The following is a 3,391-nucleotide window of genomic DNA, read 5'->3' on the forward strand; positions in this document are numbered from 1 at the left end:
TGAGTACCCTAAAGCGGTCGAGCCTCTGGCGCAGGCCAAGAAAGGTGCGCCGGACGACCCGGGGATCGCGGCCATTGAGGGGCTGCTGCTCGAAAAACAGGGGAAGTTCGCGGAGGCAATTGTCGCCTACCAGAGGGCCGTGGACAAAAACCCGCGTGATGTCAAGACGCTCTATCTGATTGCCGAGCTAGCACTACGCCAGGGTGGCCCCGAGAGCGAAGCAGCGCACCGAAAAGCACTGGAGACCCTTCTTGCCGCCGCGCCCAACAACCTTGTGACACAGCTTCTCCTGGCGCAAGCGCTCGCCAGGACGGGCGATGCTCCCGGCGTGGCCCGCCTTCTGGCACTGTTCGAGCTACGCAAGAGCCGCTGGACTCCGGAGACTCAGGCACGCCTTACCGAGCTTAAGACTCTGACGGGCCGAAACCAGGCCATTGCGCTGATCAAACTGGCAAATCTTCTGCTACGCACCCGTGACTACTTCACCGGCTTCTTCGATCTACACAACTTCGAGGTTGCTCCTGGCGATCCCCTCCAGCGTTTTATCAAGCTTGCCAATCCGCCTGCCACTCCTGCCAAGCCCGACACAGGACTGACCTACGGCGCTCCGACGAGCTCGCCTGGGACAATCGCCCTAGCTCTGAGCGCCGAGAGCAAGCCCGTTTTGTTTCCGCTGCCCGCCGGAGCCACGGCGGCGATCGCTTTTGACTTCGACACCATGCGGGGAAACTTCGAGGGCGAAGAGAAAGTGGGAGCAAAGCACCTCACCGACGCGCAGCGCGACTTTCATGTCGAGCTCGCCGCCGCCGGGCCGAGCGGGATCAAGCTCTACGAGGATGGTAAACTGCTCGCCACCAAGCTCCCACCGGGCCCCTGCACGGGAGTCTGGGCGGCGGATATCGAGACCGACGGTGATCTTGATCTGATCGTCTCGCCACCGTCGGGCAAGCCCTACGTCTTACAAAACAACGGCGACCGGACATTCACCGTTACGCCGCCCAAGTTCGAGGGGGTCGCCTGCCCGATCCGCGCCTTTGCCTGGGCGGACTCCGACGGCGATGGCGACACTGACCCAGCGTTTATAGATGCCAACGGCAAGCTGGTGCGCTACACCAACGAGCGCTCGGGTTCGTTCGTACTTGCCAAAAGTCCCGAAGTCAGTGGTCTTGTTGCGCTGGGTGTTGCCGAAACCAACGGCGACACGGTGCTGGACTTGCTCTGCCTGACAAAGAACGGCCAGGTGATCGCCTACGCCTTCGGAGAGAAAGCCACGCCGCTGATTCAGACAAAGCTCACCGATGGCCAGGCGCTCTTCACCGCAGATTTTGATAACAACGGCGCGACAGATATTCTCATTGCGGGAAAGAACGAGAGTGAGATCTGGCTCAGCGACGCACCAGGGAAGTTCGTCAAGGCGCCACTCTCGGTACCGCTTAGTGTCACCAGTATCGCGGATCTCAATGGCGATGGCCTGCTCGATCTGGTAGGAATTGCAGCAGGTAAACCCGTTCAAAGCCTGGCGTCCGGGAAAGCGAGCTATGGCTACCTAACCATCAGTCTCAAGGCTAAGCAAGCCAGTAACCCCGCCGATAAGATCAACAACTTCTGTGTGGGTGGCGCGTTTGAAGCCCGAGCGGGGCTACTCTACCAGAAAGTTGCCGTCACCGGCCCGCAGATGCATATCGGACTGGGAACTTACGAAAAACCCGAGGTCGTTCGGATGATCTGGCCCAGCGGACGGGCGCAGAGTGAGTTCGCCGAGAAGCTCGTTGCAGGCAAACCACTTATCGCAGACCAGGCACTAGGCGGCTCGTGTCCGTTCCTGTTTACCTGGAATGGCAAGGAGTTTGTCTTTGTGACGGACTGCATCTGGCGCTCGCCCCTCGGGCTGAAGATCAACGCGCAGGACACGGCGGGTGCGACCCAGACCGAGGACTGGGTGAAAGTGCGCGGCGAGCAGCTTGCGCCGAAAAACGGCTTCTACGAGCTCTCGATCACCGCCGAGCTCAACGAGACGCACTACTTCGACCATCTTTCACTTCTCACCGTGGACCACCCCGAGAACACCGAGATATTTATTGACGAGCGCTTCAACCCGACTAAACTGCCACTGCTCAAGGTAATTCCGACCGGCCCGACGCGGCCTTTTGAAAAAGTGCTCGGCTGGAAGGGGCAAGACGTGAGCGCGGTGGTGGCCAAGCGCGACACGCGCTACCTGGATGACTTCGGGCGCGGCAAGTACCAGGGAATCGCAGGGGACCACTGGGTGGAGCTGACACTGCCCGAGAGTGCACCGCGCGGCAAGCCGCTGTACTTAATCGCCCACGGCTGGCTCCATCCCACCAACACGTCGCTCAATGTCGCCATGAGCCAGGACAAGACCCAGGGGCCGCCGCAGGGGCTCTCGCTCTGGACGCCTGACAATAAAAGCAACAAAAACCAAGAGAACAACAAAGACAGCTGGGCCAAGCGCCGCGATGCGCTGGGTTTTCCGGCGGGCAAGCTCAAGACCATCGTGCTGCGCATTGACGATGTCTTTGCGGCGGTGGCACCGGGTACGCCTCGCCGCATGCGCCTTCGCACGAACTTAGAGATTTTCTGGGATCAGCTCCAGTGGGCCGAGGCTCGCCCCGACAACACCATCAAGACACAGCGCCTAAGCGCTCAAGAGGCAACTTTGCGCTACCGGGGTTTCTCGGAAGTGAAAGCCGTGGATGCGTCGTCGCCGGAGCTGCCCACCTCCTACGCCAATCTCGCTGGCCTCGCGCCCCGCTGGCGCGATCTGATCGGCTACGTGACGCGATTTGGCGATGTTAAGCCGCTGCTGAGCCGTGTGGATGATCGGTACGCCATTCTCAACGCGGGGGACGAGCTCTTCTTCCGCTTTCCGGCAAAGACCGCACCTCCGACAGGGTGGAAGCGCGACTACGTGGTCATTAGTGATGGTTGGGAGAAAGACGGCAATATCAACACGACATTTGGAAAAACGGTCGGCCCCTACCCGCTCCACGCTCTCAAAGACTATCCGAGAAGCTACGAGCAGCTAGAGGCCGATCCGGCCTTCAAAAAACATCCAGATGACTTTGCCACCTACCACACCCGCTGGATCACCACGGATGCTTTCGAGAACGCCTACCTACCGCCCCGGTAAATCGGATCTGCGATCTGCGTCGGCTATCTTTTCTTTTTGACCGGAGGAGCGACTTTTTCGGGGCGTCGAACAAACCGTACGACATCGCCGATCTTAAACTCAGTTCCCTCGGTTGGGACAGCAACGGAGAACGACTGCAACGGGGGTACGGACTTGATCCGGCACTGCCCCACGCGTTGTTCGTCGCGCCCCAGAAGCTTGCCGGTCACCGGATCGCGAACCTCCTCGCCTAGCCGAACG

General features: G+C 60.2%; 1 protein-coding gene and 1 pseudogene. One reads left to right on the plus strand and one right to left on the minus strand.

What is annotated here, in order from left to right:
* Nucleotides 1–3,151 (plus strand): FG-GAP-like repeat-containing protein (locus tag ACH2EH_RS18845; RefSeq protein ID WP_395144046.1); only part of this gene is annotated, 3,151 nt, incomplete at its 5' end.
* Nucleotides 3,152–3,174: 23 nt separating this feature from the next.
* Here the strand turns inward: ACH2EH_RS18845 and ACH2EH_RS18850 are convergent.
* A pseudogene (locus ACH2EH_RS18850) lies at nucleotides 3,175–3,391 on the minus strand (hypothetical protein); the annotation flags it as partial.

It is taken from the genome of Armatimonas sp. (assembly GCF_043760365.1).
In the GTDB taxonomy this organism is placed as follows: Bacteria; Armatimonadota; Armatimonadia; order Armatimonadales; family Armatimonadaceae; genus Armatimonas.